Annotated in this window: 16 protein-coding genes and 1 tRNA gene; 12 read left to right on the top strand and 5 right to left on the bottom strand. The window is 68.7% G+C overall.

The annotated features are described in order from the left end of the window. Window positions 1-10: 10 nt before the first annotated feature. Window positions 11-2,140 carry a M3 family metallopeptidase gene (locus L6Q21_RS05955; protein ID WP_237829755.1) on the bottom strand — a complete coding sequence of 710 codons (2,130 nt, stop codon included), beginning with the start codon at window positions 2,138-2,140 and terminating at the stop codon, window positions 11-13. 236 nt (window positions 2,141-2,376) lie between these two features. On the opposite strand from L6Q21_RS05955, the gene L6Q21_RS05950 reads away from it, so the two are divergent. The 7 genes from L6Q21_RS05950 to L6Q21_RS05920 all read left to right on the top strand — a co-directional run bounded on the left by L6Q21_RS05950 (window position 2,377) and on the right by L6Q21_RS05920 (window position 7,770). Further along, the gene (locus tag L6Q21_RS05950; protein WP_237829753.1) at window positions 2,377-2,766 is read left to right on the top strand and encodes a BlaI/MecI/CopY family transcriptional regulator; all 390 of its coding nucleotides are present in this window, start codon (window positions 2,377-2,379) and stop codon (window positions 2,764-2,766) included. Continuing rightward, window positions 2,763-4,514, top strand: coding sequence for a M56 family metallopeptidase (locus L6Q21_RS05945; protein WP_237829752.1), 1,752 nt, complete (start codon window positions 2,763-2,765; stop codon window positions 4,512-4,514). The genes L6Q21_RS05950 and L6Q21_RS05945 overlap by 4 nt, the downstream gene beginning before the upstream one ends. 115 nt (window positions 4,515-4,629) lie before the next feature. Continuing rightward, entirely contained in the window at window positions 4,630-5,181 is a 552-nt protein-coding gene (gene ppa / locus L6Q21_RS05940) for an inorganic diphosphatase (RefSeq protein WP_237829751.1), read from the top strand. Window positions 5,182-5,246: 65 nt separating this feature from the next. Continuing rightward, window positions 5,247-5,846 (top strand): 3-isopropylmalate dehydratase small subunit, encoded by a 600-nt coding sequence (leuD, locus tag L6Q21_RS05935; RefSeq protein ID WP_237829750.1) that lies wholly within the window; start codon window positions 5,247-5,249, stop codon window positions 5,844-5,846. A 39-nt stretch (window positions 5,847-5,885) separates the two neighbouring features. Then, on the top strand, window positions 5,886-6,944 hold the full coding sequence (gene leuB / locus L6Q21_RS05930; RefSeq protein WP_237829749.1) for a 3-isopropylmalate dehydrogenase: 1,059 nt from the start codon (window positions 5,886-5,888) through the stop codon (window positions 6,942-6,944). Then, window positions 6,941-7,621, top strand: coding sequence for a DUF502 domain-containing protein (locus tag L6Q21_RS05925; RefSeq protein ID WP_237829748.1), 681 nt, complete (start codon window positions 6,941-6,943; stop codon window positions 7,619-7,621). Before leuB ends, L6Q21_RS05925 begins: the two co-directional genes overlap by 4 nt. Before the next feature lie 74 nt (window positions 7,622-7,695). Beyond that, window positions 7,696-7,770, top strand: a tRNA-Val gene (locus L6Q21_RS05920). Window positions 7,771-7,907: 137 nt separating this feature from the next. Here the strand turns inward: L6Q21_RS05920 and L6Q21_RS05915 are convergent. The 4 genes from L6Q21_RS05915 to L6Q21_RS05900 all read right to left on the bottom strand — a co-directional run bounded on the left by L6Q21_RS05915 (window position 7,908) and on the right by L6Q21_RS05900 (window position 12,589). Then, a complete protein-coding gene (locus L6Q21_RS05915) occupies window positions 7,908-10,331 on the bottom strand; it encodes a TonB-dependent receptor (protein WP_237829747.1) in 2,424 nt (807 codons plus the stop codon). Continuing rightward, the gene (locus L6Q21_RS05910; RefSeq protein ID WP_237829745.1) at window positions 10,315-11,265 is read right to left on the bottom strand and encodes a FecR family protein; all 951 of its coding nucleotides are present in this window, start codon (window positions 11,263-11,265) and stop codon (window positions 10,315-10,317) included. The genes L6Q21_RS05915 and L6Q21_RS05910 overlap by 17 nt, the downstream gene beginning before the upstream one ends. A gap of 33 nt (window positions 11,266-11,298) precedes the next feature. Then, a complete protein-coding gene (locus L6Q21_RS05905; protein ID WP_237830022.1) occupies window positions 11,299-11,814 on the bottom strand; it encodes an RNA polymerase sigma factor in 516 nt (171 codons plus the stop codon). A gap of 127 nt (window positions 11,815-11,941) precedes the next feature. Continuing rightward, a complete protein-coding gene (locus L6Q21_RS05900; RefSeq protein WP_237829744.1) occupies window positions 11,942-12,589 on the bottom strand; it encodes a M23 family metallopeptidase in 648 nt (215 codons plus the stop codon). 148 nt (window positions 12,590-12,737) lie between these two features. Here L6Q21_RS05900 and L6Q21_RS05895 point away from each other — a divergent pair, with 148 nt between their 5' ends. The 5 genes from L6Q21_RS05895 to L6Q21_RS05875 are packed head-to-tail and all read left to right on the top strand — an operon-like array spanning window position 12,738 to window position 18,302. Further along, window positions 12,738-13,547: an aldolase/citrate lyase family protein gene (locus L6Q21_RS05895; protein ID WP_237829743.1), complete on the top strand. Its 810-nt coding sequence runs from the start codon at window positions 12,738-12,740 to the stop codon at window positions 13,545-13,547. 3 nt (window positions 13,548-13,550) lie between these two features. Then, window positions 13,551-14,384: an inositol monophosphatase family protein gene (locus L6Q21_RS05890; RefSeq protein ID WP_237829742.1), complete on the top strand. Its 834-nt coding sequence runs from the start codon at window positions 13,551-13,553 to the stop codon at window positions 14,382-14,384. Then, window positions 14,381-16,249, top strand: coding sequence for an SLBB domain-containing protein (locus tag L6Q21_RS05885; protein ID WP_237829741.1), 1,869 nt, complete (start codon window positions 14,381-14,383; stop codon window positions 16,247-16,249). Before L6Q21_RS05890 ends, L6Q21_RS05885 begins: the two co-directional genes overlap by 4 nt. Continuing rightward, window positions 16,246-17,346 carry a capsule biosynthesis protein gene (locus L6Q21_RS05880; RefSeq protein ID WP_237829740.1) on the top strand — a complete coding sequence of 367 codons (1,101 nt, stop codon included), beginning with the start codon at window positions 16,246-16,248 and terminating at the stop codon, window positions 17,344-17,346. The genes L6Q21_RS05885 and L6Q21_RS05880 overlap by 4 nt, the downstream gene beginning before the upstream one ends. Then, window positions 17,343-18,302 carry a glycosyltransferase family 2 protein gene (locus L6Q21_RS05875; RefSeq protein ID WP_237829739.1) on the top strand — a complete coding sequence of 320 codons (960 nt, stop codon included), beginning with the start codon at window positions 17,343-17,345 and terminating at the stop codon, window positions 18,300-18,302. Before L6Q21_RS05880 ends, L6Q21_RS05875 begins: the two co-directional genes overlap by 4 nt. Window positions 18,303-18,305: the final 3 nt, after the last annotated feature.

Below are 18,305 nucleotides of genomic sequence, written 5' to 3'. Positions count from 1 at the left end.
AGATCAGAGCCTATTTCAGGCCACGGTTGCGCAGCAGCGCGTCGGGCGTCGGCATGCGGCCGCGGAAGGCCAGATAGCTTTCCTCCGGCGGGCGGCTGTTGCCGACCGAGAGGATGTTCTTGCGGTAGCTGTCGGCGATCGAACGGTCCCAGATGTTGCCGGCTTCTTCCCATTTCGCGAAGGCGTCGGCCTCCAGCACTTCCGCCCAGGTGTAGGCGTAATAGCCGGCCGAATAGCCGCCGTTGAACAGATGGCCGAAGTGCGACAGGCGGTGGCGCATCCCCACCGCGTGCGGCACGCCATATTTCGCCAGCGTGTCGCGCTCGAACGCCTGCGGGTCGAAGTCGGCGGGGATCGTCTCCAGCTTATGCAGTTCCATGTCGACGATGGCCGAGGCCAGTTGCTGCACCGTCAGATAGCCCTGGTTGAAGTTGCGGGCCTTGTTCAGCGCATCGAGCAATTGCGTCGGCATCGGCTCGCCCTTCGCGTTGCGGGCGTGGCGCTCGAGGATGCCCCGGTCCGACAGCCAATGCTCATAGACCTGGCTGGGGAACTCCACGAAGTCGCGATAGACGTTGGTGCCCGAAAGCGAGGCGTAGCGGGTGTTCGACAGCAGGCCGTGCAGCGCATGGCCGAATTCGTGGAACATCGTTTCCGCATCGTCGTAGGAAATCAGCGCCGGCTGGCCGGCGGCGGGCGGCGTGTAGTTGGTGTTGTTGGCGACCTGCGGTGTGGCGCCGGTCAGGCCGTTCTGCATGCGGACTTCGTTCATCCAGGCGCCCGGCGCCTTGGTGTCGCGGCCGAACCAGTCGCCGTAGAAGAGGCCGATGCGGCGGCCGTCCGCCTCGAACACGTCGAAGGTGCGCACGCCCTGCGTCCAGGTGGGGATGTCCTTGCGCTCGACCAGCTTCACGCCGAACAGCCGCTCGTTGGTTTCCTTCAGGCCGTTTAGGATGCCTTCCAGCGGCAGATAGGGCTTAAGCTGATTCTCGTCGAAGGCGTAGCGCTCGGCCCGGACCTTTTCGGAATAGAAGCGCCAGTCCCACGGCTCCAGCGTCTGCACGCCGTCCGAGGCGGCGAGTTTCAGAAGATCGGCTTCCTCGATCTTCGCCTGCCGCAGGCCGGCGCCATAGACCTGGTTCAGCAGCGCCATCGCCGCATCGGGCGTGCGCGCCATAGAATTTTCCAGCGCATAATCCGCGTGCGACTTGTAGCCGAGCAGCTTCGCCCGCTCCAGCCGCAGCGTCACCATTTCCCTGATGAGGGCGTTGGTGTCGTTGGCGTTGCCATTGTCGCCGCGGTTGTCGAACGCCCTGAATATCTTTTCCCGCGCGGCGCGATTGCTGCCGAGCGTCAGGAAAGGCTCGAAGTCGGAGCGGGTGGCGCTGATCAGATATTGCCCCGGCTTGCCGGCGGCGGCCTTGGCGGCGGCGGCGGATTTGAAGGCTTCGGGCAGGCCGGCCATCTCGTCGGCGCCGAGCAGCGTGTCGCCCGCCTTCTGGTCGGCGAGCACGCGCTTGCCGAACTCGAAGCTCAGCTTCGCCAACTGCTCGTCGATGGCGGAGAGGCGCTTGCGCCCGGCCTCCGGCAGGGCGGCGCCGGCGCGCACGAAGTTCATGTGCGTGACCTCCAGCAGCCGTGCCTGCTCGGGCGTGAGGTTCAGCTTCTCCCGCTGCTTGTAGAGCGTGTCGATGCGGGAGAAGAGAATGGGGTCGAGATAGGTGTCGCTCTGGAAGCGGGCGAGCCTGGGCGAGATTTCCTCTTCCACCTTCTGGATTTCCGGAGTGCCGTCGCTGGGGGCGACGGTGAAGAAGGCGAGAGAAGTGCGGTTGAGGAGCTGGCTGCCGCGTTCGATCGCTTCGATCGTGTTCTCGAAGGTCGGCGCGGAGCGCTGGCGGCCGATGCTGTTCAGCTCCTGTCGGGCGAGGCGCATCCCTTCCTCGAAGGCGGGGAGATAATGTTCCGGCTTGATCCGGTCGTAGGGCGGGGCGCCGTCGGGCGTGGTCCAGTCGCCGACCAGCGGGTTTGCGGCGAGCGCGGCGTTGGCCGCATTCTGGCCGGGGGCGGCGAGAGCGGGAGCGCTGGACATCATGAGGAGCGCCGCGAGGGCCGCGGCGGAAACGGAATCGGATAGTCGCAAGGAAATTCTCCTGTGGGAGCCATGGCGCGTTTCAACTCCAAAGGGGAGCGCTTGTCCAGTCCATGGGAAATGGGGGGCGGGCCAGTTTGAATAGAACAGGACGAGTCGTCGCCCCGGGTCAAGCCCGGGGTGACGAATGTAGACGTTTCGTTCAAACCGCCCCGGCGGCGGGAAATGGGGTCTTTTCCCGCTGCTACATTTGTGGCATGTGACAAATGTAGCATTGAGAGGATGCCATGATTCCCGTCCTTCCCCGCCGAGAGCGCGAGATATTCGAGATATTGTGCGGCCTCGACGAAGCGACGGCCGCCGAGGTGCGCGAGCGCATGGCGAATGCGCCCGGCTATTCGGCGGTGCGCACCATGCTGGCGCGACTGGAAGCGAAGGGGCTTATCCGCCACCGGGAACAGGATGGCGCTTATGCCTATGCCATCGTCCCGCGCGAAAGCGATGTGCGCGAATCGGCGCTGAAGCAGATGGTGAAGACCTTCTTCGACGGCTCGGCCGCCAGCGCCGCAACGGCGCTTCTGGGCCTGACGCGCGGCCTGGCGCCCGACGAAGTGGAAAGCCTGCAGCAGGCGATCGACCGAGCGAGAAAGAACCAGGCGGCGGAGCAGCAGGCATGACCCCCGCCTTCTTCCTGGAGATGGGCTGGAAATCCGCCCTGGTCGTGTTGCTGGGGCTTTCGCTTCTGCTGCTGCTTCGGCACCGTTCGGCGGCGGACCGGGTGTTCCTGCTGCGGCTGACGGTGTTCCTGCTGCTGGCCTTGCCGCTGGCGGCGGCCTTCGGGCCGAAGCTGGAGGTGGAACAGCCGGCGGCGCTGGCCGGGCTTGCGCCCGCCCATGCTCCGGCGCTGGCGCCCGTCGGCGCGCGCCTGGCGCCAGCGGACGAAACCATGGCCGTTGCCGCCGTCGAAACCGGCGCATTGCTCGATTGGCCCTTCCTGCTGCTGGTCGTCTATGGCCTGGGCGTGGGGGCGGTGCTGTCGCATCTGGCGACCGGCATCTGGACGCTGCGGCAATGGACCCGGAACGCCAGCCCGGTGGTGCATCCCCTGTGGGATGCGGCCGAGGAGCGGGCGAAATACCGCACCGGCGTGAAGCGCCCTGTCCGGGTGCTGCAATCGGCGGATGTTCCGGCGCCGCTCGGCTGGGGCCTGCGCCGCCCGGCCATCCTGCTGGACCGGCGGACGGTGAAGCGCGACGAGCAGGCCGAAGCGGTGCTGGCGCATGAATATGCGCATATCGCCGGCGGCGACTGGCCGATGCTGATCCTGTCCCGGCTGGCGCTGGCGCTGTTCTGGTTCAATCCGCTGGTCTGGCTGCTGGACCGCAGGCTGGCCGAGCAATCGGAGGAGGCCGCCGACATGACGGCGGTCAGGCGGCTGGACCCGGGCAGCTATGCGCAGGCGCTGCTGAGCGCGGTCGCCTTGCCGCCGTGCAACGCCTTGCCCGCCACGCCGATGGTCGCCTCCAGCGGCCTCGGCCGCCGCATACACCGCATATTGGACGATGGCGCCCGCAACCGCCTGTCCGGCTCGCTCTGGACGGTGCTGGCCGGACTGGCGGTGTTCGCGGGCGCGGTTTCGCTGGCGATGCTGCAGATCGTGCCGGCGCCCGCTGTCGCGGCAAGGCCGGGCGTTCCGCCGGTTCAGGCGCTTGCGCCGGTGGAGGCGGTGCCGCAGCCCGAAGATGTGGTGGCCCCGGTCGTCTTCGCCGACCAACTGGTGGAGACGGAAGAGCCGGCGCTGGTCGCCGATGTCGCCGTGGCATGGCCGGAACCCGAAACTCCGGCTCCCGCCTCGCCACCCGTGGCGGTTCCCGCAGCCGCCATCGCCCCGCCCCCGCCCGTGCCCCCGGCGCCGCCTGCGGATATGGCCGCCGATGTGCCGGACGCCTGGGACGTGGCGGCACCGCCCCGGCCGCCGATCCCGCCTCGCCCGCAGGTGCGGGTCGTGGTGCGGCAGCAGGCGATGCAGGATCCCGCGCTGTGGGCCATGGGGGTGACGCCGGCCTATCTCGCGCAGATGGCGCTGGCCTTCGGGGTTCCCCGGATCAGCGCCGACGATGCGGTGGAGATGAAGGCGATGGGGCTGAGCCCCGGCTTTGTGCGGGGTATCGTGGCGGCCGGCTACCCCGGCATCTCGCTCGACGAGCTGCACGAGTTGATCGCGATGGGCGTGACGCCCGGATATATTCGCGGCCTTGCGGCGGCGGGTTTCCAGAAGCTCAGCGTCGACGAGCTGGTCCAGCTGCGCGCGGTGGGCGTGACGGTGGAATTCGCCCGCGACGCGCACAGGAAGGGGCTGGCCGGCTGCGCCGACGAGCTGGCGGAGCTGCGGGTGTCGGGTCTGTCCGATCGGGTGGCGGGCTGATTTTCCGCCGAACGCCTGTTTTTCTTTGAACGCATGGCTCATGCCCGCCATGGGCATAAGCCATGCCGTTTGTCTGGCTTGACGGATCGGCCTCGCGCCATCATGGCCCCCGGACATGGATATCAGCCAGATCCCGACCGGGGAAAATCCGCCCAAGGACCTCTACGCCATCATCGAGATTCCGATGGGGGGCGTGCCGGTGAAATATGAGCTGGAGAAGAAGTCCGGCGCCATGTTCGTCGACCGCTTCCTGCACACGGCGATGTATTATCCGGGCAATTACGGCTTCGTGCCGCACACCCTGTCGGACGATGGCGACCCGATCGACATCATCGTCATCGGCCCGCACGCCGTGGTGCCGGGCGCGGTGATCCGCGTGCGGCCGGTGGGTGCGATCCTGATGGAAGACGAATCGGGCGGCGACGAGAAGCTGCTGGCCGTGCCGGTGGACAAGCTCCACCCCTTCTATTCCAATGTGAAGAACTACACCGACCTGCCGCCGGTGCTGATCGAGCAGATCGGGCATTTCTTCCAGCACTACAAGGATCTGGAAAAGGGCAAGTGGGCGAAGTTCGGCCGAATCGTCGACGTGGCGGGCGCCGAGGCGCTGCTGGTCGCGGCGGTCGAGCGCTACAAGGCCAGCAAGGAAGCCAAGGCTGCCGAGTAATCGGCCGGCTGGCCGGCCGGAGAGGCTGGCATCCGGCGGTTTCCCGGTCTAGAGGCGGGCGCATCATGCAGCCCGTCTCCACCCTTTCCGGCCGCGCGGTGCCGTTCGGCGCCGCCAATGTCGACACCGACGTCATCATCCCCTCGCGCTTCCTGAAGGCCGTCACCCGCGATGGTCTGGGCCGTGGCGCCTTCGCGGCGATTCGCGAGAATCCCGACAATCTCTTCGACCGGCCGGAGAACAAGGGCGCGCCGATCCTGATCGTCGGCGACAATTTCGGCTGCGGCTCCAGCCGCGAACATGCCCCCTGGGCGCTGATGGACCTGGGCTTCCGCGCCATCATCGGCCCCAGCTTCGCCGACATCTTCTCGGGCAACAGCTTCAAGAACGGCCTGCTGCTGGTGAAGCTGCCGCAGGAGCAGGTGGACCGGCTGATGCAGGTGGCGGCCGAAGGTCAGCCGATCACCGTGGACCTGGAGAATCAGGTGGTGACCACCCCCTATCAGGACCGTTTCGAATTCCCGATCGACCCGTTCCGCAAGCATTGCCTGCTGAACGGGCTGGACGAGATCGGCCTGACGGAAGCGATGGCGCCCGAGATCGCCGCCTATGAAAGCCGGCTGCAGAGCGAACGCCCCTGGATCGCGGGCGCCGCCGGCCGCTGACGGTTTGCATTTGCGGCGCGGCCGCTTATGGCAGGCGCCATGTCCACCCTGCTCCTCCTCCCCGGCGACGGCATCGGCCCCGAAGTGACGGCGCAAAGCCGTCGGATCCTCGATGCGCTGGCGCTGCCCGGCCTTGAAATCACCGAAGGCGCTTTCGGCGGCGCTTCGATCGACTCCCATGGCGTGCCGCTGACGGACGCGGTTCTGGACCGGGCGCTTTCCAGCACGGCCGTGCTGATGGGGGCGGTCGGCGGCCCGAAATGGGCGGACACCGCTTACGACAAGCGCCCCGAGGCCGGCCTGCTGAAGCTGCGCGAGGCGATGGCGGTCTATGCCAATCTGCGTCCGGCGCGCTGCTTCGCGGCGCTCGCCAGCGCCTCCACGCTGAAGCCGGAGGTGATCGAGGGGATCGACATCCTCTTCGTGCGGGAACTCGTGGGCGGCGTCTATTTCGGCCAGCCGCGCGGGATCGAGACCCTGCCCAATGGCGAGCGGCGCGGCTTCAACACGCAAAGCTACACCACGCATGAAATCCGCCGCGTGGCCACCACCGCCTTCGAACTGGCGCGGGCGCGGGGCGGCAAGGTCTGCTCGGTGGAGAAGGCCAATGTGATGGAATCGGGCGTGCTCTGGCGCGAGGAAGTGCAGAAGCTGCGCGACGAAAGCTATGCCGATGTGGCGCTCACCCATATGTATGCCGACAATTGCGCCATGCAGCTGGTGAAGGCGCCAAAGCAGTTCGACATCATCCTGACCGACAATCTGTTCGGCGACCTGCTATCCGATCTCGCCGCCATGTCGACGGGATCGCTCGGCATGCTGCCGTCCGCGGCGCTGGGCGAAAAGTGCAGGCCCGGCCTCTACGAGCCGATCCATGGCTCCGCGCCCGACATCGCCGGGCAGGGCGTCGCCAACCCCTGCGCCTCGATCCTCAGCCTGGCGATGGCGCTCCGCCATTCGCTGGGCGCGCCGGAAGCGGCCGACAGGCTGGAAGCGGCGGTGGAGGCGGCGCTGGACTCCGGCGCCCGCACGGCCGATCTCGGCGGCCGGCTTTCCACCCGCGAGATGGGCGACGCCATCCTCGCGCGGCTGGCATGAAGCTGCCCCGGGTCTACACCTTCGGGACGATAACCCGGGCTTTCCTCACCGGCCTCGCCTTTCTGGGACCGCTGCTGCTGACGGCGATCGTGCTGGCCTGGGTGTTCTCCCAGCTCATCGGCTTCGTCGGCCCGGATTCGCTGGTGGGCCATGTGCTGACCGCCGGCGGCCGCCTGTTCGCGGGCGAGCGGGCGCATCCGCTCTTCTCCTTCGCGATCGGCGTGCTGCTGGTGGGCGCCTTCGTGACGGCTTTGGGCTTTCTGGTGCAGGACCGGGCGAAGAAGGCGCTGGAGGAGTGGGTCGACGGGATGGTCGGCCGCATTCCACTCCTGGGCAATGTCTATCGGCCGGTGGCGCAGCTTCTGCGCTCGATGGGCGGCGGCAAGGCGGAGGAGATGCAGTCGATGGGGGTCTGCCGGGTGGAGTTCGGCGGCGGCGTGGAGACCATCGCTTTTCTAGCCTCGGCGGAGACCTATGACGTCGGCGGCGGCCCGGCGCGGCTGGTGCTGATCCCGACGGCGCCGGTGCCGATCGGCGGCGCGCTGCTGCTGGTGGCGGCGCACAAGGTGCATCCCATCCCGGAGATGAAGTTCGACGATCTGGCGCGCCTCTATCTCACCATGGGGATGACGCCGCCGGCGCATTTCAGGACGGTCGCCCCGGCCGCGCTCGACTGAGCGGCCGGGGGCTTGCCCTTTCGGGCCGGCACGGCTATGGCCGCCTCCCCGATGCCTTTGCATCGGCCAAGTGTGGGCGCGTAGCTCAGTGGTAGAGCACTGTGTTGACATCGCAGTGGTCGCAAGTTCAATCCTTGCCGCGCCCACCATTTCCATTTCCGTCGAATCCTGCTTTTTCAGGCGGCCGGCAGATGCAAGGCGGGATTCCCCTGTGCCGGCCCAGTAAGGGTCTGTCTCGGAATTCCGCAGGTCGGCGCCGTCGATTTCTTCTGCCGGACGTGACCGATCAGAAGCTGGTTTCCAGCCCCAGCCGGATCCGGCGGGGCTGCAGCGGCGTGATCTGGTTATGGTCCCGCACCAGGAAGGGAGAGCCCAGCGCGAAGCGGTTGCCGCGTGAATCGAGGATGTTGGTGACCGAGAGGCTGAGCGCATGCCGTTCGCCCGAGATTCGGAATTCCAGCCCGGTGTCGAGATAATTGCCCTGCAGCTGGCCCAGGATCGGCCCGACGCCCAGGGTGGATTTGCCGACATAGCGGCCATAGCCGCTGGCGGCGAAATCCAGCGAGGCGGTCATCGCCGTCTGATAGCTGAAGCCCAGGCGGCCCGTCGCGTCCGCGACGTTGGGCAGGCGGTCGAAATCCTGCGGCACGGCGGTTTCCGCCCCCGAAAGCGCCGAGACATAGGAAGTGACATGGCTGTCGTTCAGATAGAGCGCCGCATCCAGTTCCAGCCCCGGCAGCGGCCGCCAGCCGGCGAAGAAGCCGACCGAGCGGACCCGCCCGTCGCCGATGTTGAAGGTGGTCGGGAAGCCGAAGCCGTCCACCAGATCGGCCTGGATGTCGTGCCAGCGGGTCCAGGAAAGGCTGACCGAGATATCCAGACGCTCGTCGCCATAGCGCGCGCCGCCTTCGATCGATTGCAGGCGGTCGCCGTCGAAGCGCTGGATGAAATCGCGCCGCACCACGATCCCGCCGGGGCGGAAGCCCTGCTGGTAGCGCGCGAACAGCGTGAGGTCGTTCGCCGGCCGCCAGGCGGCGGCGAAGGAAGGCAGGAAGCGGGTTTCAGTGCGGCTGCTCGCGGCTTCCGGGTCCATGCGCAGGGCCATCACCGGCAGGGTGTCGCGCGACTGGCCGGAAAGCCGGGCATGCGCCAGCCGGCCGCCGAAGGTGAGCACCAGATCGGCCGCCGGCTCGAACGCGGCATCGCCGTAGAGCGTATATTCGTCGACCTTGTTGTGGACCCCGGTCAGCGGCAGGCGCATCATGTCGGTCTGCATCTGCCGGGAGACGGCGGCCACATTGTGCAGCAGGCTGGCGCCGATCAGCCAGCCGGTGCCGTTGGGGCCGCGGCGGGAAAGGCGCGTCTCGGCCGACAGCATCGAGATCCGGTCCCGCTGCGAAAAGCGCGCCGCCATCGCTTCCCGGCTCGGCTCCAGCTCCGGATCGGCGAGCGCGGCTTTCGTGGAATCGCTGGCGGCGACGACGACCAGCGGCGGGCCTTCGAACCGCTCGAACACATTCTGCCGCGCGTAGCCGAAGGAGGATGTCAGCTCCAGCTCGTCCCATTGCTTGCGAACCACCAGGTCGGCCAGCCAGAAGTCGTTTCCATGCGGCTGGGCGTGGCGGCTGGAGCGGCTGAGCCCGTCGCCATCGCGTTCGGCATATTGGCTGTCCGCCCCGGCGATATGCTGGCCGACCGCGCTCAGGTTCACCGACCAGCCGTCGCCCGGCTCGAAGCGCAGCGCGGCGCGGCCGCCATAGGTGCGCACCTCGTTCACATCCTTGAGGTCGCGCCCCTTGTCGTCGATGTAGCCGCCGTCGATGGCGCCGAAGGCGAGCGCGCGCAGAGCGAGGCGGCCTTCGGAGAGCGGCAGGTTGAGGATCGCGCCGGCATCGCCGCCGGGCTGTCCATGCGCGACCGTCTGCGCCCCCACCCACGCTGTTCCGCCTGTCGACCTGAGATCGGGCTCGCGCGGCACCACCCGCACCACGCCGCCCAGCGATCCGGCGCCGTAGAGCGTGCCCTGCGGCCCCTCCAGCACTTCGATCCGGCCGACGTCGTAAAGCCGCAGGCTCGGGTCCGGCGCGCTGTAGGAGATGCGGCTGTTGCCCCAATATTGGCCGACCGTCGCCTGCGTGGGGCCGACGAAGCTGGAATCGGCGACGCCCCGGATGAACAGCTTGTTGCGCCCCGGCCCCAGATGCGTGGTGGCGACGCTGGCCGCGCGCGCCTCGATCGCATCGGAGCCGCGCGCGCCGTCGGCGATCGTCAGGCGCTCGCCGTCGATGATCTGGATTCCGCCGGGATAGAAGCCGATGGGAACGGCGCGCTTGGTGCCGGTCACCAGGATTTCGGGCTCGGGCGGCGGCGGGGCGGCGGCAGCCGGCGGTGGGACGGTGACCGGCGCGCGGGGCGCTTTTTCCACCAGCCAGGCGCCGGGCGCCACGCGGCGGGCGCGGGCGCCACTTTCGCGCAGCATGGCGTCGAGCGCCTGCTCCGGCGTGTAGCGGCCGCGCACCGCCTTCACCTTCAGCCCTTGCAGCGAAGCGTCGTGGAAGCCGACGCTCACCCCGCTCTGGTCCCCCAGCCTGCGGATCGCCTCGGCCAGCCGGCTTTTGGGAATATCAATCGGAACCGCCGGTTCCTGGGCGAGAACCGGCGGGGCAAGAAGCAGGGCTGTGGCGGCCAGGAGGCTATTTCGACATGGCATTGGCCGGTGTCATCGTCCAGGCTTCGCCTTGGGGGGTGAATTTCACCCCCAGCAGCGGGGCGGCGCGCGTCAGCACCTGTTCGGGGGTTCCCTTCACCATCAGCGTTCCGGAAAAGCGCATATGCTCGGCCCGGCCGCTGGGGTGGATCGGCCGGCCGATGTTGCGCGAAAGGTCGCGGGCGACGTCGGCCAGCCGCGCATTCTCATATTGCAGCCGGCCCTCCTGCCAGCCGCCGATGCTGCGGGCATCCACCTTGCCGACGACGGGGGTGGCGCCGGGTTCGGACAGCGCCAGCGTCTGGCCGGGATCCAGGCGGATTTGCTTCGGACCGGGCTCGAACACCACCGCGCCCTCGGCCACCGCCACCTGCATCGCCTTGCCCTCGGCGACGACGTTGAAGACGGTGCCGACATCCAGCAGCCGCGCACCGCTGGCGACCACCAGGAACGGGCGGGCTTCGTCATGCTCCACATGGAAAAGCGCTTCGCCCCGATCCAGCGTGACGGTGCGCGGCGATTTGGGATCGAAGCGGATCCGGGTGCCGCCGTTGAGGGTGATGGTGGAACCGTCCGCCAGAGCGACGGTGCGATGTTCGCCAGGCGCGGTGCCGATTTGCTGCAAGGGGTCGGGGCGCAGCATCGTGAGGCTTCCGACCAGCGCCACCGAAGCGGCCAGCGCGCCGAAGGCCGCCACCGACAAGCGCTTCCACGGGCGACGGACCGGCTCCGCCGCCGGCGGCGCGGGCTGCGGCGTGGCCAGTGTGGCATCCGCCCAGGCCGCGTCCTCCGCCGCCTTTTCATAAGCGGCGAGGTGGCGGGCGTCGGCCTCCAGCCACCGGGTGAAGCCATCCCAGTCCTGGAAGGCGGGGTCCTGCACCCGGATCGCCCACAGCCGCGCGGCTTCGGCCAAGGCTTCGCTATCGTTCATATTCATGCCCATGACCTTGAGAGGACGGAGGCGGGCCGGTCACTCCGCATCATATTTCGCTTTCAGTTCGGAAAGCGCGCGATAGGCCTTCTGCAAATCCTTTTCCACCGAGCTGAGGCTGATCCCCAGCTCGCGCGCGACGGCCGGTTGCGAAACCCCCTCCAGCCGGCAGCGGCGGAACACCAGTTCCACGCGATGGCCGAGCCCCGCCAGCACGGTTTCCGCTTGGCGCAGCCGCTCGCGGGCGATCAGCACCCGCTCGCCCAGCGGCGCGTCCGCATCGCTGTCGCCGCTTTCGAACCAGTGCTGCTGCCGGCGCGCGCGGCTGAGGTTGGAGCGATGCCGGTCGCGCATCAGATTCTCCGCCGCGCGGAACACATAGGATACCGGCTCGGCGACGGGCTGCGCCGGGGCCGAGCCGAGGCGTTGCAGCAGGTCCTGCACCACATCCTCCGCTTCGTCTCCGGCGCCGCGCGCGATGAGGAAGCGCAGCAGCCGCGCCCTTTCCCGAAGGACGATACCCTGCAATCCAGAGCTTTCCCGATCCTGCGTCATTTCGCGCTGCGGTCCATATCCTGCCTGATCGATCCGGGCTGCCGTGCGGGCCATCATCGCCGTGGCCCGGAGCAATTTCGAAGCCTGCCCGCGATATTCAAGGGGAGCGGCTGCGGGGAGTGGCCGTTCACGGGGCCGCCTCGGCCACGGCCGCGATGGAATCGCGCTGCCGCGCGAAGGCGGATCGATGTGGCAGCGCCCCTGCCTGCTGCGAGGGCGGCGCGTCAAGCTGGAAGTAGCCGTCCGGGGCAACGGCGCGCCCCGCTTCGCGGACCTCGAAATGCAGATGGCTGCCAGTCGCGCGGCCGCTGGAGCCGACGAGCCCCAGCGTCTCGCCCCGGCCAACCCGGGCCCCGGAGCGGACCAGACGGCGGGAAAGATGCGCATAGCGGGTGACGAGGCCGCCGCCATGGTCCAGCTCCACCATGTTCCCATAGCCTCCCGCCTCGCCCGAGAAGCGCACCACGCCCTCGACCGAAGCGCGGACCGGGGTGCCGTGGCGGGCGGGAATGTCGATGCCGCCATGGTGCCGCGCGCTGCCGTCCAGCGGGTCGCGGCGCGGGCCGAAGGGCGAGGAAATGGCGGGAAATGCTTCAGTCGGGCGGAGCTTCGGCCTGGACGGGTCGGGGGCCTGGCCCGTCCAGGCCAGCATGCGTTCGCGAAAGCGGGCTCCATTGCCCTCGGGCAGGGCGGAAGCTTGCGCGAACGCCGGCGCTCCGTCTCCGGCGGGAGACAGGATGATGAGGACCAGAAGCAGGGGTGTCGCAGGTCTCATTATGCTTTCCGACGGAGGCGTCGGGGCGATCCCGTAAGACTCCCCGCGAAAATTTTTCGCGGCGCCGTTCCTTGCGGGACAGCCGCCGACGCTCCGTCTCCCCTTCCAGCCACATGGTTTTGCTGAGGGCTTTGCTGAGGAGGTGCTTGTGAACCAGACCGAACGCCGCATGCTGGACATGCTGAAGAGGGGGCGGGACCAGTTCGGCGTCGTCGCGGTGAAGGCCGAGTTCGAGGCGGAGGGAACCCGCCCGGACGAGCTTCTGCGCTTGCTGGAGCTGGCTTGGCGCGCCGACCTGGGGCTGGCGCTGAAGATCGGCGGCTGCGAGGCCGTGACCGACCTTCACGCCTCGCGCCTCTATGGCGCCGACCATATTATCGCGCCGATGGTGGAGACGCCCTATGCGCTCTCCAAATTCGTCGATGCCCGCGCCAAGGTTTATGGGGAGGCGGACGACAGCGGCGCGCATTTCCTGTTCAATCTGGAAACCCAGACGGCGCTGGAGAATCTGCCGGCTATGCTGCCGCTCGCCCGGAAGGGGCTGCACGGCATCGTCTTCGGACGGGTGGATTTCACCCTGTCGCGAGGAATGCCGCGTGGCGCCATCAACGAGCGCTCCATCACCGACGCGGTGCTGGAGGTGGCCAAGTCTTGCGCCGCCAGCGACTTGGAACTCGTCGTCGGCGGATCGGTGGCGCTGGAGGCGCTGCCGGCGCTGCGCGAGATCCGCTCGGTCAGGCTGGACCGTTTCGAGACGCGCAAGGTGATCTTCGACGGCGCCGCCGTCGAAAGCGCGCAGATCGAAGCCGGGATCGCCAATGCCGTCGAGTTCGAGCTGGCCTGGCTGGAGAACAAGCGCGATTATTACGCCGCCATCGCCGACGAGGACATGCCGCGCATCCGCATGATGCGCGAGCGCAGCCTGGCCGGCAAGCGCAGGCGGCTGGCGGCGGCCTGAACCATGCCGCTTGCCGAAAGGGTCGCGGCGCTGATGCGCGAGGTGGCGGCTGAGGTGGTGATGCCGCGCCACCGGGCGCTGGCCGCCGGCGACGTGCAGGAAAAAAGCCCCGGCGAGATCGTCACCGTGGCCGACCGCGAGGCCGAGCTGCGCCTGCGCGACGGGTTGGAAGCGCTCGACCTCGGCATCCGCATCGTCGGCGAGGAAGCGGCCGCCGAGGATCCGGCGCTGCTGGACGATGTGGGGCAGGGCCTGCTGTGGCTCGTCGACCCGCTGGACGGCACCGCCAATTTCGCCTCCGGTAACGGCCCCTTCGGCATGATGGTGGCGCTGGTGGAGGATGGGGTGCCGCTTCTGGGGCTGATCCTCGATCCGCGCGACGGGCGCCTGTGCCTCGCCGAGCGCAACAGGGGCGCGACTCTGGACGGCGAGAAGCTGCGCGCGCGGCCAAGCGGCCGCAGGCCGCCGGTTGCGGCGCTGGGCACGCATTTCCTCTCCGCCGGGGAGCGGGCGAAGGTGCACGCCCATGCGCAAACGCATCTGAAAGTGGTGCCGGTGCCGCGCTGCGCCGCCGCCAGCTACCCCCGGCTGGTGACGGGGGAAGAGGACATCGCCCTGTTCCAGCGCAACCTGCCGTGGGACCATGCGCCCGGCGCCCTGTTCCTGACCGAGGCCGGCGGGATGGTGACGGACTGGTCGGGTGAGCCCTATCGCGTCGGCCGGGGTTTCGGAATCCTCGCCGCCTCCGATCCCGGGACATGGGCCGATGCGGCGGGCCTGCTGCTGGCGCCCGAAGCCGGGCTTCCCATGGGCGACGGTTGGAAAAATCCCTGGTGACGGTTTCGAAACGGCTTTTCGCGGCGGCGGTGTCCGTCTTTCTGATGGTTCCGGCGCAGGCGCAGTTCATGCCGCCCGTTTCCGCCGCCGACCAGGCGCAGTCGGGCGCGGCGGAGCAGAGCGGCCGCCGCGCCGCGTCGCGGCAGGTGGCGGTGCCCGCGGTCGAATCCGCGCCCTTCGCGCCGGCGGTGATCGAGGGATCGGCAGCCCGGCCGGCGGCGAAGCCCGCCGAGCCGCCGCAGGCCTCGCCGCCTCCGCCGCCCGAGCCGAGCGAATATGAGCGTTTCGTTTCCGATGCGGCCGGAACGCCATTGCGGCGTTTCGGCGCCAGTCTGCTGGTTCCCGGCGCCGGCGATTTCGCCGCGCCCGTCACCGCCGCCGTCCCGCCCGACTACCGGATCAACCCCGGCGACGAACTGCTGCTGGGGCTGACCGGCTCGGTGCAGGCCAGCAACCTTCGGCTGAAGGTGGACAATGACGGGCGAATCTTCATCCCGCGCGTGGGCGCGGTGCGCGTTGGCGGGGTGGCGCAGCGGGATCTGCACGATGCGGTCGCGGCGGCCGTCTCCCGCCAGTATCGCGGCTTCGACCTCACGGTCTCGGTGGCGCAATTGCAGGGCATCACCGTCTATGTCACCGGCTTCGCGGCGCGGCCGGGCTCCTTCACCGTCAGCAGCCTTTCCACCCTCGTCAACGCCGTGCTGGCGGCGGGCGGGCCTTCGGCCGGCGGCAGCTTCCGCTCCATCCAGCTTCGGCGCGGCGGGCAACTGGTCAGCGACTTCGACCTCTACGACCTGCTGCTGAAGGGCGACAAGAGCGGCGACTCCGTGCTGCGCAACGGCGACGTCATCTACATCGCCCCCGCCGGCGTGCAGGTGGCGGTGATCGGCAGCGTCAACCAGCCGGGCATCTTCGAAGTCGGCGCCGGGGAGACGCTGGAGGATGCGCTGCTCTACGCCGGCGGAATCAACACCGTCGCCGACGGCAGCCGGCTGATGCTGCTGGACGCGCTGGGCGCCGGCAACGCCGGCTGGCAGGAACTGGGTGCCGGAGAGGCCGCCAGCCGCAAGGCGCGGCGCGGCGACGTGATCCGCGTGCTCTCCGGCGTCGGCATCGCTCGCCCGGTCGAGCAGCAGCCGGTGCTGGTGACCATCAGCGGCGAGGTGGCGAAGCCGGGCCGCTATTATTTCGCGCCGGGCACAAGGCTCGCCGATGTGGTGGAAAAGGCCGGCGGCCTGACCGGCGGCGCCTTCCCCTTCGCCAGCGTCATCACCCGCGAAAGCGTGAAGGCGCAGCAGCGCGACAGCTTCGATCGCGCCATCCGCGACATGGAACTGCAACTGAGCGCGGAGCCGCTCACCTCGGTCAACCGCGCGCAACTGGCGAACACGCAGAATCTGGAACTGGTGCGCGCCATCGTCGCCCAATTGCGCGCGCGCGAGCCGGACGGGCGGCTGGTGTTCGACCTGCCGGTGAACGCCACCACGCTGCCCGAAGAGCTGATCCTGGAGAATAACGACAGCATCTATGTGCCGCCGCGCCCGATCACCGTCGGCGTGTTCGGCGCGGTGCCGAGCGCGGCCTCCTTCGCCTGGCGCGAGGGCGAGAGCATCGGCGACTATCTGAAAGCCGCCGGCGGAGTCCGCAAGATGGGCGACAAGGGCGAGATCTTCGTGATCCGCGCCAGCGGCCGGGTGGAGGCGGGCGGCGGCAGGCTGCTGTCGGCGAAAGCGCTTCCGGGCGATCTCATCTATGTGCCGGTCGACGCCAACCGCGGCGAATTCTGGGCCCGCATGCGCGACATTTCCGGCACGCTGTTCGGCGGGCTGGTGGGCGCGGCCTCCATCAAGTCGCTGGTGGAATGATGGCGTTCGGGGGATGGTGGGCGCGCCTGTCGGAGGCGCGGCTGCGCCGCCGGCTCTATGCGGCGGCCGCGCTGTTGCTGGCGGTGCTGGCGGTGGTGCCGCAGCCCTATGTGGCGCGCGCGAAGCTGGTGCCGCAGGACAGCAACAGCCTCGGCCTCGGCTCGATGATGAGCGCCATCGGCGGGCAGTTGCAGGGCTTCGCCGCGCTGCTGGGCGGCGGCCGGCAGCCGGTGGATTTCTATCTGGCGATCGCCCGCGGCGCGGAAGTGCGCGACGATGTGATCGAGCGGCTGAAGCTGGTGGGGCCAGGCGGCTATGCCAGCGCCGACAAGGCGCGCCTGGCGCTGATCCGCGACGTGGACATCCATTCGCTGACCGGCGGCATCGTCGAGATCGAGGTGGAAACGCACAGCGCCGCCCGCTCGGAAGCGCTGACCGCCGCCTATCTGGCGGCGATCACCGAGCGCATCCGGGCGCTGGGGCATGAGCGGATCGAGCGCAAGCGCGAACTGGTGCTGGGGCGCTTCCGCGAGGCTTCCGCTCGGGTGGCGGAAGCGGAGCAGGCGCTGAACGCTTTCCGCAAGCGCAACAATCTCGCCGAGCCGGAAGCGCAGCTCGGCTCGGAGCTGTCGCTGCGCGTCGGGCTTCAGGCGCAGCTGCAGGCGAAGCAGGTGCAACTGGATACGCTCGCCCAGTTCCAGGGGCCGGACAATCCCGAGCAGCAGGCGCTGCGCGCCGAAATCGCCTCGCTGCGCGCGCAGATCGGGCGCAGCACGCGGCCGGATGTGGGCGCCGCCGGGCCGAACGTCGCCGGCCTTTCCGACGTGCACAGCCAGTATCTGAACCTTTACCGCGACTATCGTTTCGCGCAGGCGCTCTACGAAATCTACGCCCGTTCCTCCGAACAGGTGACGGTGGAAAGCCTCGCCTCCGAAAGCGTGTCGGACGTGCAGGTGATCGAGGCGCCCCGGCTGGACCCTGACCGCAAATATAATCTGCCGGCGCTGGCGCTACTGGCCTTGTTGGCGCTGCTGGCCTTCTTCACCGAAATTTATGCGCCTGCCACCGGAATCCGCCTCTGGAAGGATAGGGGATGACTTCGGAGCCGGAGCTTTCCATCGTCATCCCCTGCTTCAACGAGGAGACGAATGTCCGCGCCATCTGCGCCGCCGTCACGGCGGAGGCCGAGCGGCACGCGCAAAGCCATGAGATCATCCTGATCGACAACAAGTCGACCGACCGCACCCGCCAGTTGATCCGCCGTCTCTGCGCGCAGGACCGGCGGATCCGGGCGATCTTCAACAACCGCAACTATGGGCAGATGCGCTCGCCCACCCATGGCATCTATCAGGCGGGCGGCCGGGCGGTGATTGGCATGTGCGCCGATTTCCAGGACCCGCCCGAGATGATCGGCCCCTTCCTGGAAGCCTGGCGCGGCGGCGCGGAGATAGCGCTGGCCCAGCGGTTGAGCGAACGGGCCTCGCCGCTCAACAGGCTGGCGCGCAGCCTTGGCTATGGTTTCCTGCGCCGCTTCGGCGACTATCCGGTGATTCCGGGCGCGACCGGCTTCGGCCTTTACGACCGCAAGGTGGTGGACGCGCTGGCGCAATGGGACGAGCCGGAGCCTTTCTTCCGCGGAATGCTGGTGGAAAGCGGCTTCCGCCTGACGCTGCTTCCCTTCCACCGGCCGGAGCGGGCGGCGGGGGCCAGCAAGAACGGTTTCGCCAGCCTGCTGTCCTTCGCGCTGTCGGGGTTGGCGGGGTCCGCGAAGTCGCTGCTGCGGCTGCCGCTGATGCTGGCGCTGTTGGTGCTCCCTCTGGCCGTTTGCTGCGCTTTTGCTGCAATTCTCGTCGCGGTTTTCGGTGGCCCCGCCTGGCCGCTGGCGGCGCTCTCGTTGGGCCTTCTTCTTTTCGGTACGATCCTGCTGTTCCTCGGCCTCATCGGCGAGCAGGTGCGGCTGCTCGCCGAGCGGAGCCGCAATGTGCCGCTGGTGATCGAGGAGGAGCGAATCAACTTCNCCTCCCCCCATAGGGGGGAGGGGGTCGGCCGCTAAGCA

Origin of the sequence: Sandaracinobacteroides sayramensis (genome assembly GCF_022014495.1) — a bacterium.
Taxonomy (GTDB): Bacteria; Pseudomonadota; Alphaproteobacteria; order Sphingomonadales; family Sphingomonadaceae; genus Sandaracinobacteroides; species Sandaracinobacteroides sayramense.
The sequence above is the reverse complement of the archived record's forward strand: the minus strand, read 5'-3'. Positions and strand labels throughout refer to the sequence as shown.

Coding starts and splice junctions, on each gene's coding strand:
- L6Q21_RS05950 (WP_237829753.1), top strand. CDS start 2,377: ATGATTCCCGTCCTTCCCCGCCGAGAGCGCGAGATATTCGAGATATTG.
- L6Q21_RS05925 (WP_237829748.1), top strand. CDS start 6,941: ATGAAGCTGCCCCGGGTCTACACCTTCGGGACGATAACCCGGGCTTTC.
- L6Q21_RS05880 (WP_237829740.1), top strand. CDS start 16,246: ATGATGGCGTTCGGGGGATGGTGGGCGCGCCTGTCGGAGGCGCGGCTG.
- leuB (WP_237829749.1), top strand. CDS start 5,886: ATGTCCACCCTGCTCCTCCTCCCCGGCGACGGCATCGGCCCCGAAGTG.
- L6Q21_RS05910 (WP_237829745.1), bottom strand. CDS start 11,265: ATGAATATGAACGATAGCGAAGCCTTGGCCGAAGCCGCGCGGCTGTGG.
- ppa (WP_237829751.1), top strand. CDS start 4,630: ATGGATATCAGCCAGATCCCGACCGGGGAAAATCCGCCCAAGGACCTC.
- L6Q21_RS05900 (WP_237829744.1), bottom strand. CDS start 12,589: ATGAGACCTGCGACACCCCTGCTTCTGGTCCTCATCATCCTGTCTCCC.
- leuD (WP_237829750.1), top strand. CDS start 5,247: ATGCAGCCCGTCTCCACCCTTTCCGGCCGCGCGGTGCCGTTCGGCGCC.
- L6Q21_RS05945 (WP_237829752.1), top strand. CDS start 2,763: ATGACCCCCGCCTTCTTCCTGGAGATGGGCTGGAAATCCGCCCTGGTC.
- L6Q21_RS05890 (WP_237829742.1), top strand. CDS start 13,551: ATGCCGCTTGCCGAAAGGGTCGCGGCGCTGATGCGCGAGGTGGCGGCT.
- L6Q21_RS05905 (WP_237830022.1), bottom strand. CDS start 11,814: ATGACGCAGGATCGGGAAAGCTCTGGATTGCAGGGTATCGTCCTTCGG.
- L6Q21_RS05915 (WP_237829747.1), bottom strand. CDS start 10,331: ATGCCATGTCGAAATAGCCTCCTGGCCGCCACAGCCCTGCTTCTTGCC.